Source organism: Onishia taeanensis (assembly GCF_013349955.1).
GTDB lineage: Bacteria > Pseudomonadota > Gammaproteobacteria > Pseudomonadales > Halomonadaceae > Onishia > Onishia taeanensis_B.
The window spans coordinates 192,721-206,887 of record NZ_JABVXC010000003.1 but is presented as its reverse complement, the minus strand read 5'-3'; the positions used below and the strand labels follow the sequence as shown (position 1 = coordinate 206,887).

Genomic DNA, 14,167 nt, shown 5'->3' with positions numbered 1-14,167 from the left:
TGCGGTGGGATTCGCGAGGGTCAGGCGGTGCCCTCCTCGGTCGCCGAGGTCGGCACGGTAGTGCGCTCCAGCAGCTCGACCCAGTTCTGGCCCATGATGCGGGCGATCGCGGCCTCGTCGAAGCCGCGTCGGCGCAGGCCGGCGGTCAGGTTCGGGAAGTCGCGGTTGTCCCGGAACCAGGCCAGTGGGCGCGGCCAGTCGGCGTTGCCGGCACTGCCTTCACCGAAGTCCATCTCCTTGGACCAGCGGCCGTTGCGCATCCACTCCAGCACCGAGATCGGCTGGGCCTGGCACAGATCGGTGCCGATGCCGATATGCTCGATGCCCATCAGGTCCGCAGTGCGGGCGATCATGTCGCAGAAGTCCTCGAGGCTGCAGTCCGGCCCGTTCTTGAGGTGGAAGGGGTAGGCGGAGAACCCCAGCAGGCCGCCGGATTCGGCGATGGCGGCGAGCACCCTGTCCGACTTGTTGCGCTTGGCCGGATGGAAGGAAGCCGGGTTGGCATGGGAGATGATCACCGGGCGCTCGGAGAGTTCCACGGCCTCCAGGGTCGAGCGTTCGGCGCTGTGCGACATGTCGATGACCATGCCCACGCGGTTCATCTCGCGGATCACCTGGCGACCGAAGCGTGTGATGCCGCTGTCCTCAGCCTCGTAGCAGCCGCAGGCTAGCAGGCTCTGGTTGTTGTAGGTCAGCTGCATGATCAACAGCCCCAGGTCGCGCATCACCGCGACCATGTCGATGTCGTCCTCGATGGGCGAGCAGTTCTGGGCGCCGAGGAAGATGCCCACCTTGCCGGCGCGGCGGGCGCGGGCGATGTCGCCCGCCTCCCGCACCGGCATGATCAGGTCGCCATGGGCCTCGAAGCGGCGGTTCCACTCGCCGAGGCGTGACAGGGTCTCCCGGGTGTTCTCATGGTAGGCCAGGGTGGCGTGGACGGCATCGACGCCACCCTCACGCATCTGCGCGAAGATCTCCCGGGACCAGTTCGAGTACTGCAGGCCGTCGACGGTGAGCATTTCCTTGGACATGGGGCGTCTCCTCAGGCCTTGACGTAGGACGTCTTGACCACGGTGTAGAACTCGCGGGCGTAGCGCCCCTGTTCGCGGGGGCCGAAGCTGGAGTTCTTGCGGCCGCCGAAGGGCACGTGATAATCGGTGCCGGCGGTGGCCAGGTTGACCATCACGCAGCCGGTCTCGGCGCGGGTCTTGAAGTCACTGGCGAGCCTCAGGGAGTCGGTGATGATACCGGCGGTGAGGCCGAACTGGGTGTCGTTGAGGGTGGCAATGGCCTCTTCGTAGTCGCGGACCTTGATCACGCAGGCGATCGGCCCGAAGACCTCCTCGCGATTGATGGCCATGTCGTTGGTGGTGTCGACGAACAGCGTCGGCGCCATGAAGAAGCCATCGGTGGCGCGCTCGAGGCGCTCGCCGCCGAAGGCCAGGGTGGCGCCGTCGGCGCGGGCGCGCTCGATCCAGGCCAGGTTGGACTCCAGCTGGCGGCCATCCACGGCGGGGCCGATGTGCACGCCGTCTTCCAGGGCGTGGCCGACGCGGATGGTCTCGAGCTTCTTGATCAGCTTCTCGACGAAGGCGTCGTGCACGGCCTCGGTGACGATCAGGCGCGAGGAGGCGGTGCACTTCTGGCCGGTGCCGGAGTAGGCGCCGGCGAAGGCGGCCTCCACGGCCAGGTCCAGGTCGGCGTCGTCGGCGACGATCAGGGCGTTCTTGGAGCCCATCTCCAGCTGGCACTTGACCAGGTTGCCGGCGGTGGCGGCGGCCACGCGGCGGCCCACGTCCAGCGAGCCGGTGAAGCTCAGGGCGTGGATGTCGGGGCTCGAGATGAGCGCATCGCCGACGCTCGCGCCGGGGCCCATCAGCAGGTTGAAGGTGCCGGCGGGCAGGGCCTGGCGGCTGATGATCTCGGTCAGCGCCCAGGCGCTGGCCGGCACCAGGTTGGCGGGCTTGAAGATCACGGCGTTGCCGAAGGCCAGTGCCGGGGCGATCTTCCACACTGCGGTGGCCATGGGGAAGTTCCAGGGGCTGATGATCCCGACCACACCCACCGGCTCGCGGCGGGTTTCGACCTCGACGCCCGGGCGCACGGACTCGACCCGCTCGTCGATCTGGCGCAGCACCTCGGCGGCGTAGTAGTGGAAGAACTGCCCGGAGCGGTAGACCTCGCCCACGCCTTCGGCCAGGGCCTTGCCCTCTTCGCGGGCCAGCAGGCGACCGAGCTCGTCCTTGCGGGCGAGCAGCTCATCGCCGATGGCCATCAGCACGCCGTAGCGGTGCTCCAGGCCGGTCTGGCGCCATGCGGCGAGGCCGCGCTTGGCCGCGCTGATGGCCTCGCCGACCTGGTCGGCGCTGGCCTGGGCGTAGTCGCCGATCAGGTCGCTGGTGTCGGACGGATTCACGTTGGCGATGCTGCCCTGGCCCTCGGTCCAGCTGCCGTCGATGTAGAGAGAATAAACGTGGGACATGGAAACCTCCTTTGAGACGTTGACGACATCCTAGGAGGTGGCGTTAGATAAATATAATCAATAATAAATAAGAAACGATAAGCTTCTCTTACCAATGGCCGCGAGGCTCGCCGGATGCTGCCCGACCTCAAGATTCAACAGTTGCGATACGTGCTGACGGTGGTGGATGAACGTGGCTTTCATGCCGCGGCTCGCCATCTTCATCGCACCCAGCCGGCGCTCTCCATGGCGGTGAAGGAACTGGAACAGCGTCTTGGCCAACGGTTGTTCGAGAAGGGGGGCAAGGCCGAGCTGACTCCTTTTGGCAACTATTGTTTGCCGCGCTTTCGCGAACTGGTGACCCAGCATGACCGGCTCGGGCGGGATATCGTGGCGCGCGTCGACAAGCGGGCCGGACATATCGATATGGCGGCGGTGCCGTCGGTGGCGAGCCGACTGATGCCGACGCTGTTGGCGGATTTCATCGCCCTGTATCCGAACCTCAAGGTCAGCCTGCATGACGGTAATGCGGACTATGTGCGGGGCCTGGTCGCCGCCGGCGAGGTAGACCTGGGACTCACCAGCTTGTGGCAGGAGGACGAGGAGTTCTCCTTCGAGGGACTCATTCGTGACGCGGTCGGCGTGGTCTGCCGAGACGATCATCCCTTCGCGACGCGGACCGAGCTGAGGTGGCAGGAGCTCCAGGGCCAGCCCCTGATCCGCAACGGCACCTCGCGGCTGCTGGACAATACGGCGGCCGAACCGCTGCTGGCGCAGAGCGCCTTCTATATCTCCAACATGATCTCGCTGACCGCCATGCTGGTGGCGGGCATCGGGGTGACGACGCTGCCGCGTCTGGCCTTTCCCGAGGAGTATGAGCGCCTGCGCTTCATTCCTCTGACCCGGCCGCATGTCGAGCGCGAGATTGGGCTGCTCAAGCCGAGCCGGCGCAGCCTGTCCCCGGCGGCCCAGGCCATGGAGGCTTTCATTACTGCGCAACTCGTGCGATGACAGCTTGGCGAATGGGGCGTCGGGCGCTTACCGGCCGTGAGCCGTCGGGCTTGCCTCAGGCTGTTGATGTGTCGCGGCCCGCTTCAACGGCAAAGAGGACTAAGATGTTGGTCGTAAATAGCTGAATCGTACGGTCGTTTTGATCTAAAGTAGTGCATAATCATATGCTGCAAGGGTCAGCGAAACGCAACGCTGAAAGCGCAACGTCGCCAGACCCGCGCAGGCAAGCTATACCTTACACATCGAATGCGATGATCAAAGAGAGTCAATCGTCATTCTGGGTATGCGTGCCAACGCAAGACGGGCGACGATGTCGCAGAGGTGGCAATGCCACCCAACATCAACAATACCAAGAGGTGTCTGAATGAAACGCCATGCAATCACTGCTGCAGCCGTCTCCGGCATGCTGATGGGTGCCGCCATGTTCTCCTCGCCGGTCGTGGCGCAGGAGCGCTTCATCACTATCGGTACTGGTGGTCAGACCGGCGTCTATTATGTCGTAGGTCAGTCGATCTGCCGTCTCGTGAACCGTCTCGAAGATGCAGATATCAAGTGTAACGCGCCGTCTACCGGCGGCTCTGTGGCTAACATCAATGGCATCAAGTCCGGTGAGCTGGACATGGGCGTGGCTCAGTCCGACGTGCAGTACCAGGCCTATAACGGCACCGGCAACTTTGCTGACGACGCCTATCCTGAGCTGCGTGCGGTCTTCCGCGTGCACGGTGAGCCGCTGACACTGCTGGCCCGCGCCGATTCCGGCATCGAAACCCTCGATGACCTGGAAGGCAAGCGCGTCAACATCGGTAATCCGGGCTCTGGCCAGCGCAACACCATGGAACAGGTCATGGAAGCCAAGGGCTGGACCGAGGATACCTTCTCGTTGGCGTCTCAGCTTGATGCTGCCGAGCAGGCTGCCGCTCTGGCCGACAACAATATCGACGCCATGGTCTACGTGGTGGGTCACCCCAACGGTTCCATTCAGGAAGCCACTACCACCGTGGATGCCAAGCTGATTCCGCTGGATGGCCCGGCGATTGATGGCCTGGTTGAAGAATATCCGTATTACTCCAAGGTGTTGATCCCTGGTGGTCTCTACAAGGGTAACGACGAGGACGTGACGACCTTCGGTGTGGCAGCGACCTTCGTGACCACGGCCTCCGTGGATGAGGACATCATCTACCAGACCGTCAAGGCGGTGTTTGACAACTTCGATCGTTTCAAGCGTCTGCACCCTGCATTCGCTAACCTGAAAGAAGAAGAAATGGTCACTCAGGGGCTGTCGGCTCCGCTGCACCCGGGTGCAGCTCGCTACTATCGTGAGCGTGGCTGGATCGAGTGATCCTGGTCTAGACGGAGTTCAAGGCTCCTGACTCGATGCGCGGCCGTTCCTGCTGGAAGGTCGCGCATTATGGTTTCTAGCCCCGGGGTATGGCCCGGGAGCCCAGGCGTTTCCGGCGATGGATGGCAAGCAGGATGATTTCATGAGCGAAGACAAAACAAGGACCTCAGCCTCGAGCGTCGACCTCGAGGACATGGTGGCGTCCTCGGACTCCGGGGCGCGAAAGCCGCCCGGACTGCCTGGCAAGGTGCTGGTGATGACGGCAGCGGTCTGGTCGTTGTTCCAGCTGTGGATCGCTTCACCGCTACCCTTCGTGCTCGAGTTCGGGGTATTCAATGCCACCGAGTCGCGCTCGATTCACCTGGCATTTGCCCTGTTTCTGGCCTATATGGCCTATCCGGCTACCAAGAATTCTCCGCGGGACCGTATCCCCATTCAGGACTGGGTGCTGGGCCTGCTGGCGGCACTCGCCGGTGCCTACATGTTCATTTTCTACGAGCAGTTAGCCCAACGCCCGGGGGCACCGATCATGCAGGACGTGATCGTCGGCGTCATTGGCATTCTGCTACTGCTCGAGGCTACGCGTCGGGCACTTGGCCCGCCGTTGATGATTGTGGCCCTGGTCTTTATCGGCTACTCGCTGGCCGGACCCTATATGCCGGGCATTCTGTCCCATCGAGGGGTCAGCGTTTCGGGGTTGATCAACCACCAGTGGTTGACCACCCAGGGGGTGTTCGGCATTGCGTTGGGGGTGTCGACCAGCTTCGTGTTCCTATTCGTATTGTTTGGTGCGCTGCTCGACAAGGCGGGTGCCGGTAACTATTTCATCAAAGTGGCCTTCTCGCTGCTCGGTCACTACAAGGGCGGTCCGGCCAAGGCGGCAGTGGTCGCTTCAGGCATGACCGGCCTGATTTCCGGCTCCTCTATCGCCAACGTTGTGACCACCGGCACCTTCACCATTCCGATGATGAAAAGGGTCGGCTTCTCCTCCGAAAAAGCGGGGGCCGTCGAGGTTGCCTCATCGGTGAACGGTCAGATCATGCCGCCGGTCATGGGCGCTGCGGCCTTCCTGATGGTCGAGTACGTGGGCATTTCCTATGTGGAAGTCATCAAGCATGCCTTCCTGCCGGCGTTGATTTCCTACATCGCGCTGGTTTATATCGTCCATCTCGAGGCGCTCAAGGCCAATATGCAGGGGCTTGAGAGCAGTAACCCGCCGAAGCCGCTGGTACGTAAGGTCATCGGCTTCCTGGGCGGCCTCTTGCTGATGATGATCACGGCCTTGGTGGTCTATTACGGCCTCGGCTGGCTCAAGCCGGTACTTGGCGAAGCTACCCCCTGGGTAGTGGCTGCGGGTCTGACGGTGGTCTATGTCGGCTTGCTCAAGGTTGGGTCCAACTATCCTGAGCTCGAGACCGATGATCCTAATGCTCCGGTGGTCAGGCTGCCTCAGACGCGTCCCACCGTGATGGTGGGCCTGCAGTTCATTCTGCCGGTCGTGGTGCTGGTTTGGTGCCTGATGGTCGAGCGGCTGTCGCCAGGACTGTCGGCCTTCTGGGCCACGGTATTCATGACCTTCATCATCGTCACCCAGCGCCCGATCATGGCGATCTTCCGCGGCCAGAGTGATTTCGCTGCCGACCTCAAGGCAGGCTTTCTCGACTTGTGGGATGGCCTGGTCGTCGGTGCCCGTAACATGATCGGCATCGGTATCGCCACGGCCACCGCCGGCATCATCGTCGGGGCGGTATCGCAGACCGGCGTCGGCCTGGTGCTTGCCGACGTGGTCGAGATCCTGTCGATGGGCAATCTGATGCTGATCCTGATGCTCACCGCAGTGCTGAGTCTGATCCTCGGCATGGGCCTGCCGACTACGGCCAACTACATCGTGGTCTCGGCACTGCTGGCGCCGGTCATCGTGACCTTGGGTGAGCAGAACGGCCTATTGGTGCCACTGATCGCCGTGCACCTGTTCGTGTTCTATTTCGGCATCATGGCCGACGTTACGCCGCCGGTGGGCCTGGCCTCCTTTGCCGCCGCTGCCGTATCCGGGGGTGACCCGCTGCGCACCGGTTTCCAGGCGTTCTACTACAGCTTGCGGACTGCTGCGCTGCCGTTCCTGTTCATCTTCAACACCGATCTGCTGCTGATCGACGTGACCTTCCTGCAGGGCATTGTGGTCTTCGTGGTGGCGACAATCGCCATGCTGATCTTTGCCGCGGCGACCCAGGGCTTCATGCTGACCCGCAACCGCTGGTACGAGAGTATCCTGCTGCTGCTGGTGGCTTTCACGCTGTTCCGTCCGGGCTTCTGGATGGACATGATCCACGACCCTTATCAGTCGATACCGCCGAGCCAGTTCGTCCAGGCCTTGGGCGAGATGGATGATGACAGCACACTGCGTGTCCAGGTGGCAGGTCAGGACGCCTATGGCGATCCGCTGACCACCTATATGACCCTGCCGGTGCCGGAAGGCGAGACGGGGGAAGAGCGCCTGACCAACCTCGGTCTGGAGTTGTTGGTCAAGGATGAAAGTCTGGTGGTCGATATGGTCGCCTTTGGCAGTCAGGCGGAGAAACTTGGCTTCGACTTCGATCAGAAGATCATCGAGGTGCTGGCGCCAGTAGATCGCTGGTCCAAGGAGTGGATGTGGATTCCGGCCCTCGGGGTCTTTGCCCTGATCGTGCTGATGCAGCGGCGGCGTCGCGATGGCTTGGCCAAACCGGCGTCCGCCTAACGGAGGGGTAGACCATGTATCAGAAAATCTTGCTGCCGGTGGACCTCAACGAGGAGGCGTCCTGGGAAAGGGCGCTACCCACCGCCTTAGCCTTGTGTCACACCTTCGGCGCCTCGCTGCACTTGGTGACCGTGCTGCCGGATTACCGCATGCCGTTGGTTGGGTCCTATTTCCCTGCTGACTTCAGCGAGAAGGCGCACAAGGCGGTGACCGATGCGCAGCATGCGTTCGTGCAGCAGCACATACCCAGTGATATCACCGCGCAATGTGTCATCGCCGAGGGCTCACCCTGGGAAGCGATCATCAATACCGCCAAGAAACTCGACATCGACTTGGTCGTCATGGCCTCGCACAACAAGCGTAAGTTCGCCGATTACGTGCTCGGACCCAATGCCGAACATGTGGTGCATCACAGCAAGATGTCGGTGATGATCGTGCGCTGAGCCATCCAGAGCCTCGTCGCTAAGCACGTCGCCAACCCCCGAACGGTTCTGCCATTCGGGGGTTGGCGTTGCTGGGACCGGCTGGGCAGCTTTGGGTCGACTCCGGTCGAGGATAAACGCCGTCTGGAGCAACTCTTCACCCCCTCGTCTACATTGAAAAAAGGACTAATGGAAAAATCGTTAGGAGATCCTGACTTTCAGGCCAATGCGCGTTCGTAGACGTCACCGGATACAGGGTCCGTCCCAGGCTTGAGGGTCACCATCTTCGTGAATGGTGGAGGGGTATGCCATGAATGCAGCTGCGACGAAGGGCCCCAAGCCTTCCGACTACAACGTCAAGATCAGCATCAACCCAGTAGGCATGGACAGACCCAGAGCCTGGCTGGTTGCCGGTTTTCAGGACTTTCGCGATGCCACGGCCGTCAGCTTGGTCTATGGCATGTTCTGGGTGGGTCTTAGCTTGGCCATGACCCTGGCGGCTTTTACCCTCGACCTCTGGCACTGGCTGCTGCCGTTGGTCGCCGGCTTCATGTTTCTGGGGCCCCTGGTGGCGGTAGGTGCTTACGGGATAAGCCGTGCGCTCGAGGAGCAACGGACACCGACCATGGGCGATGCCTTTGGCGCCTGGAGTGCCCATACCGGGCAACTGGCGATGATGGGCCTGATGATGATGATTTTCTTCCTCGCCTGGATCCGGTTGGCGACGCTGTTGTTCGCGCTCTTCTTTGGTTTCGACGTGCCAAGCCCCGATACGCTCTACATCGCCTTGCTGACCACCTCTGAAGGGCTGAGCATGCTATTGGTGGGCACTGCAGCGGGTGCAGTGCTGGCCTTCGGAGCATTCTCGATCAGTGTCGTCGCCATTCCGACCCTGATGGATCAGGACCTGACGTTCATGGAAGGCATCGAGGCCAGCCTCAAGGCCGTGGCGCAGAACTTCCTTCCCATGCTGCTATGGGCCGCAATTCTTACCGGCAGCGTCCTGCTCGGCGTGGTGACGTTTTACATAGGTCTGGCCGTGATCCTGCCGGTGCTGGGTCATGCCAGTTGGCATGCCTACGAAGACCTGGTGAAGGTCGAGATCATCGAGCCTCCGACCCACTGAGTGTGTGGCCAACTGGCCCGGTGTTGGCGATATTCGGTAAGCTATGCAGGCCAATCACGACGCACATGTCGTATGGTGAGTAGCCGACAGCGCCACTTGCCATGCTTTTTCCTGCCTGCAAGGACTGCTTGCCATGAACACCACTTCCCTGCGCTTGTCTGCTCTTTATCGCTATCCGCTCAAGTCTTGTGCTGGAGAAGCGCTCGAACGTGCCCGGGTGCATCAGGAAGGCATCGTCGGGGATCGCCGTCTGATGCTAGCGCGCCCCGATGGCCGCTTTATTACGGCCCGCACGCATCCCCGGTTGGAATTGATGCAGGTTCAACTGGGGGAGGAAACGGTGGTGCTGCGTTTCCCCGGGCACCAGGATCTCGAGCTGGTCCGGGCAGGTTTCTCTCTGGCGCCATTTGCCACCGAGGTATGGGGTGATCGCTTCGAAGCGCTGACGACTTCGCAAGAAGCCGATGCTTGGTGCAGTGAGGTATTAGGCGAGGCGGCTCACCTGCTGTGCATCGGCGATCGCTCACCGCGCTATCGCCAATCGATCAAACAGCGGGTCGGGTTCGCCGACGGCTACCCGCTGCTGTTGATCGGTGAAGGGTCGCTTGCCGACCTCAATGCTCGGCTGACACATGGCCAGGGGAATTCTGAGAGTAAGCCTCACGTCATGGCCCAGTTCCGTCCCAATCTGGTAGTAGCAGGCAGCGATGCCTTTGCCGAGGATGGCTGGCAGCGTCTGCGTATCGGGGAGGTGGAGCTTGGCGTCGCCGCGCCCTGCTCACGATGCGCGATGATTACCGTTGATCCTGCAACCGGCGCCTTTTTGCCTGGCAAAGAGCCGCTCAAGACACTGGCGACCTATCGACGAGGTGAAAAAGGAAAAGTATTGTTTGGCCAGAATCTGGTGGTCCTTAAAGAGGGGCGTTTGGCGCTCGGTGATGAGGTCGAAATCCTGGCATGATTTGCCCCCTGGTCGCCGAGCAAATATCGCGTAGGTGGGAGTATGCATGCTGGACCGTCGGAGGTGTTATTTGAACCCGCTTGCCAACACCCTGTTGCGGTGTCTGCTAGCAAGCCTCATTGCTTTACCTGCTCAGGCCGATCCCTTGTCCTTGCCCATGCCTGACGGAAAGGTACTGCTCGAAATCAGCGGCGACATTCGCTACACCAACAACGGTGACAAGGCTTGCTTCGACCGGGAGATGCTCGATGCGTTACCTAATCGGGTCGTGACTACCCTCACACCTTGGACGGACCGGGAACGGCAATTTCGAGGCCCGCTGCTTCGGGATCTTTTGTCCCGGGTAGGCGCTCAAGGCGACCAGCTGCGAGTCGAGGCCCTGAACCATTTTTCGGGGGAGATCCCAGTCAGCGATATTCAGAATTACGCGGTCATCCTGGCCATGACCATGGATGGTGAGCCATTGGCGATTCGCGACTTCGGACCGCTCTTCGTGTTATACCCCTTCGATGAGAACCCTGAGCTCAATACCGAGAATATTCGCTATCGAAGTGTATGGCAGGTTGCCAAGATTCATGTTCACTAAGCAGTATCGATATCATCCTTCCCTGGGGCATTTGGCGTCATGCTTCGCTACCCGCTGCGCCTGAAACTCGGCGCTGTCTCGGTGCTGGTGTTCTTCATGGCTGCGGTGGTGGTGGCTGGCATGGTGGTATGGCGCCAGGAAGGCTTGGCCGGCAGTGTCGGTGGAGATGCGACCTGGGTAGCTTACAAGCTTGACAGGGAGGCTATCCAGCTACGCGACCGGCTCAACGATGCGGAGAATCTCGAGTCATTACGCGTCAAGTTCGAGCTGCTATATAGCCGGCTCAACTTTCTGCAACGCGGTGAAATTAGTGAGCTTTTTAGCCACATCGACGACCAGGCGCGCCTGATACCTGCCATCGCCACCCAGATGGATATCCTGGACCTTCAGTTCGGCGGTCTAGAGCGCCTGGACCCGGCATCCCGTCGCTCGCTCCAGTCAGCACTCGACCCCTTGATCTATCTCAGCCAGCAGTTGGTGATCGCTACCAACGCCTATCTGGCCGATGCCAAGCAGCAAGAGCGAGAAGCCCTGCAACTGCTTCACTGGGTGCTGCTTGTCATGCTGGGCTTGATGAGTCTTTCGATTCTGATGGTGACGCGGTTTCTGTTTCGCGAAGCCAGGGAGAATGCGGCGTCTCGGCGCGATCAGGAAGTGCTGAGGCGTCGTCTCGAGGAGGCTGCGCAAAGGTCTCAGGCTGCCAATGAAGCCAAATCCGAGTTTTTGGCCACTGTCAGCCATGAGATTCGGACACCGCTCAATGGCGTCATCGGCATGAGCGAGATGCTGCGTGGCCGGCCACTCGATCCTTCCTCGCGACGCTATGCCGAAATCATCCACGACAGCGCCGACAAGCTGCTCGTATTGATCAACGATATTCTCGATTTCTCGCGTATTGAATCCGGTCGTTTCGAACTCGAGCAGGTCGAGTTTTCGCTACAGGAGCTGATCGATTCAGCGGTGCGACTCTTCGAGCCCCGGGCCACCTACAAGAACCTTGCCCTGACAGCACGGCTCGCCGAAGACGTGCCTGAACGACTGCAGGGTGACCCCGGCCGGCTTCGGCAAGTGCTCCTCAACCTGCTTTCCAACGCCATCAAGTTCACTGAGCAGGGCGAGGTCTCGGTGCTGGTGGCCTACTCGTCTTTGCAGGAACGCCTGCATGTATCGGTCAGCGATAGCGGCCCAGGGATTCCCAGTAGCCAGCAGCATCGCCTGTTCGAGCCTTTTCGTCAGGGCGATGCCTCCACTGCGCGCCGGTTCGGAGGCAGCGGCCTGGGGCTGGTGATCTGCAGGCGTCTGGTGAGCGCCATGGACGGGGACTTGGACTTCGTCAGCCGTATAGGCGAAGGCAGCTGCTTCTGGTTCAAGGTGCCACTGCCGCGCGTCAATGCGCCCGAGGGCTCGAGGGAAAAAGGCCCACAGGAGACGTTGCCCGCCTTGCCTCCCGGCCAGCGGCTGCTAGTCGTTGAAGATAATGAGATCAATCAGCAGGTGGCGCATATCATGCTGTCGCGCCTGGGGTGTCAGGTCGATATTGCCTCGTCGGGTGAGGAGGCGCTGAGCATCACTCAGACCGAGCCCTATGCCTTGATCTTCATGGATCTGCAGATGCCGCTGATGGATGGGCTTGAAGTGACGCGACAGCTGCGAATGCGCACCGACTGGTGTGCCGAGGTGCCGATCGTGGCCATGACTGCTGGTACCTTTGGTGACGAGCGCTCTCGCTGCCTGGATGCCGGCATGAACGATTATCTGGTCAAGCCGCTGGCCAGTGCCCAGTTGCTCAAGACGCTGCATCGGTATATTGGCCAGTCGACCGAACCTGCGACTGAGCAGGCAAACGCCAGGGATGACAACGAATCATCCTTCAGTGGAGCGGGTGACTCGCTTGAGGCTAATGCAGAAGACTGCCAATGGCTGGCACCGGAGGTGCTCGATGAACTGCACGAGCATATCGAGAGCGAAGGCGCCAAGCAGTTGGTGGGCGTCTATCGTCGCCAACTGCCTGATCGCCGGGAAGTCTTGGCGGCGGCTGTTTGCGATGGGCAGGTCGAGCAAGTGATGCAGCTTGCGCACTTGATGAAGGGCGAAGCGCTCAGCCTCGGTCTGGTACAGGTTGGAAAGCGGGCCAGGGCGCTTGAAGCTGCAGCCAAGGCTTCGCAGCGCGATGAACTGTCAGCGTTGCTGCTTGCGTTGGACCAAAGCCTAGCACCTTCGCTCGCCGCCCTGGATGCCTGGCTTGGCGGCACCGCCGGCCGCCAGTCGTCAGCCAGCCAGGCCGGATCGCCGAGTGCTGGTGACGAACCGGCCTAAGACGGAACGTCTGAAGTGGAATATGCCGCCAGTAGTGACCTGCACACCATGCGTGTCGCTCATCCGCCCGGCGGCAGGCGCCGGCGCAGGGCACGCTCAACCACCACCTGACCTGGGTGATAGTCGCCGTGGGCGGCGGCAATGGCGCGATCCAGGGTCAGGTCGGCGATCCGGTCGTGCTGCTGGGGCAGCGAGTTGACCGGCAGGGGCAGGAAATCCAGCAGCCGGTCATCGCCGAAGGTGGCCAGGCGCAGCGAGGACGGCAGGCCACCGCTTTCCAGCAGCTCGTCCAATACGCCATCGAGCAGCGTATAAGAGGCCGTGACCAGCGCGTCGGGCATACCCTCATCCACGAGTAGCTCGCGCATCAGCCGAGCGCCTTCCTGGCGATCATAGCGGATCCCGCTGCGGGTCACGGCCTGGCAGCCGTGACCCTCGAGGGCCTCGTGGAAGCCCGCCAGTCGCTCGATGCTGATCGACAGCTGCGGCACGGCATCCAGCCAGGCGATGCGCCCCACACTCGAGGCGAGAACCGAATGGGTCAGCGCCTTGGCGGCCGACTGATTGTTGCTGACTACGCTGACGAAGCGCTGGGGGTCCAGGGCGCGATCGACGGCAATGACTGGCAGGCCGCCGGCCATCAGCTCAGCATAGAAAGGATCGTGCATGGCCAGACAGCTGGCCACGATCAGCACCTCGCAGCGCTGCGCGCGCAGGGCGCGAGCCAGCTCGCGCTCGCTGTCCGGGTTGTCCTCGGAGCCGGCGATCAGCAGTTGATAGCCCCGGCGTCTCGCTCCTTGTTCGAGGCGTTTGGCGAGCAGGGCATAACTCGCATTCTCCAGGTCGGGAATGATCAGCCCAATGGTGCGGCTGGCGCCTCGGCGCAGCGCCGCCGCCTGGGCATCGATCCGGTAGTGATGCTGCTCGACCACCGCCATGACCCGGTCGACGGTCTCCTGACTGATGCGTCGTTCTTTGGCCTTACCGTTGATGACATAGCTTGCCGTGGTCCGGGAGACGCCGGACAGGCGAGCGATTTCTGCGAGCGTCATGATGGTCCCTTCTATGCGATGCGGCTCATTCTACGCGAGCCCTTGGCATCAGCGGCTACGCCCAAGGTCGTAGCCGATCCTGCTTGATAAATGGCCCGACTCGATCCAGCATTGTACTAAACCTTAGGTGACACGATTCAGCCATGGGAAAGTAAG

The 14,167-nt window shown here is 61.6% G+C and carries 11 protein-coding genes; 8 read left to right on the top strand and 3 right to left on the bottom strand.

All coding sequences use genetic code 11. From position 1 onward, the window contains the following. Positions 1 to 20: 20 nt before the first annotated feature. Positions 21 to 1,031 (bottom strand): dipeptidase, encoded by a 1,011-nt coding sequence (locus HUS66_RS05640; RefSeq protein WP_175069975.1) that lies wholly within the window; start codon positions 1,029 to 1,031, stop codon positions 21 to 23. Positions 1,032 to 1,042: 11 nt separating this feature from the next. Continuing rightward, entirely contained in the window at positions 1,043 to 2,482 is a 1,440-nt protein-coding gene (locus tag HUS66_RS05635) for an aldehyde dehydrogenase family protein (RefSeq protein WP_175069974.1), read from the bottom strand. A 114-nt stretch (positions 2,483 to 2,596) separates the two neighbouring features. On the opposite strand from HUS66_RS05635, the gene HUS66_RS05630 reads away from it, so the two are divergent. The 8 genes from HUS66_RS05630 to HUS66_RS05595 all read left to right on the top strand — a co-directional run bounded on the left by HUS66_RS05630 (position 2,597) and on the right by HUS66_RS05595 (position 12,959). After that, positions 2,597 to 3,472: a LysR family transcriptional regulator gene (locus tag HUS66_RS05630; protein ID WP_175069973.1), complete on the top strand. Its 876-nt coding sequence runs from the start codon at positions 2,597 to 2,599 to the stop codon at positions 3,470 to 3,472. A 364-nt stretch (positions 3,473 to 3,836) separates the two neighbouring features. Further along, the gene (locus HUS66_RS05625; RefSeq protein ID WP_175069972.1) at positions 3,837 to 4,811 is read left to right on the top strand and encodes a TAXI family TRAP transporter solute-binding subunit; all 975 of its coding nucleotides are present in this window, start codon (positions 3,837 to 3,839) and stop codon (positions 4,809 to 4,811) included. Positions 4,812 to 4,953: 142 nt separating this feature from the next. After that, positions 4,954 to 7,548, top strand: coding sequence for a TRAP transporter permease (locus HUS66_RS05620; RefSeq protein ID WP_175069971.1), 2,595 nt, complete (start codon positions 4,954 to 4,956; stop codon positions 7,546 to 7,548). A 14-nt stretch (positions 7,549 to 7,562) separates the two neighbouring features. Further along, a complete protein-coding gene (locus HUS66_RS05615; RefSeq protein ID WP_175069970.1) occupies positions 7,563 to 7,991 on the top strand; it encodes a universal stress protein in 429 nt (142 codons plus the stop codon). A gap of 289 nt (positions 7,992 to 8,280) precedes the next feature. Further along, positions 8,281 to 9,096 (top strand): DUF2189 domain-containing protein, encoded by an 816-nt coding sequence (locus HUS66_RS05610; RefSeq protein ID WP_175069969.1) that lies wholly within the window; start codon positions 8,281 to 8,283, stop codon positions 9,094 to 9,096. Positions 9,097 to 9,229: 133 nt separating this feature from the next. Next, positions 9,230 to 10,057 carry an MOSC domain-containing protein gene (locus HUS66_RS05605; protein WP_175069968.1) on the top strand — a complete coding sequence of 276 codons (828 nt, stop codon included), beginning with the start codon at positions 9,230 to 9,232 and terminating at the stop codon, positions 10,055 to 10,057. 157 nt (positions 10,058 to 10,214) lie between these two features. Next, a complete protein-coding gene (locus HUS66_RS05600; protein WP_254628707.1) occupies positions 10,215 to 10,643 on the top strand; it encodes a molybdopterin-dependent oxidoreductase in 429 nt (142 codons plus the stop codon). Positions 10,644 to 10,682: 39 nt separating this feature from the next. Then, on the top strand, positions 10,683 to 12,959 hold the full coding sequence (locus HUS66_RS05595; protein WP_175069966.1) for an ATP-binding protein: 2,277 nt from the start codon (positions 10,683 to 10,685) through the stop codon (positions 12,957 to 12,959). A gap of 59 nt (positions 12,960 to 13,018) precedes the next feature. Here HUS66_RS05595 and cra read toward each other — a convergent pair whose 3' ends face one another. Continuing rightward, positions 13,019 to 14,011: a catabolite repressor/activator gene (gene cra, locus HUS66_RS05590; protein ID WP_175069965.1), complete on the bottom strand. Its 993-nt coding sequence runs from the start codon at positions 14,009 to 14,011 to the stop codon at positions 13,019 to 13,021. Positions 14,012 to 14,167: the final 156 nt, after the last annotated feature.